General features: G+C 64.1%; 1 pseudogene. It reads left to right on the top strand.

Annotated elements, in window-relative coordinates:
* Positions 1–298: pseudogene (locus QSV46_RS39340) on the top strand (hypothetical protein); the annotation flags it as partial.

The raw sequence follows: 298 nt of genomic DNA, 5'->3' as shown, positions 1-298 counted from the left end.
CGTCTACGTCGGGACCGGCGAAGGCACCAACGGCTGGCTCGGCCATACCTACGGCATCATCGAGCGCTTTCTTCCCGCACAGGTGAAGCCGATGCGCGCGGCGCAACAGCAGCGCTGGCACTTCGACTTCACCGCGATCAACCGGATTCACATTCCCGTTGCGCTGGCGTCGATGCTGCTAGTCCTCATCCTGTTCGGCCGCGGCGTGCTGCGCCGACCGTTCGACGATCTCACCTTGCTCGCCAGCACGGTCTCGTTCGCGCTGCTCGGCAATGCTTTCGTCTGCGCCGTGATATCC

The organism is Bradyrhizobium cosmicum (assembly GCF_032290525.1).
Classification (GTDB): Bacteria; Pseudomonadota; Alphaproteobacteria; order Rhizobiales; family Xanthobacteraceae; genus Bradyrhizobium; species Bradyrhizobium cosmicum_A.
This window is presented reverse-complemented; position numbering and strand designations above follow the sequence as displayed.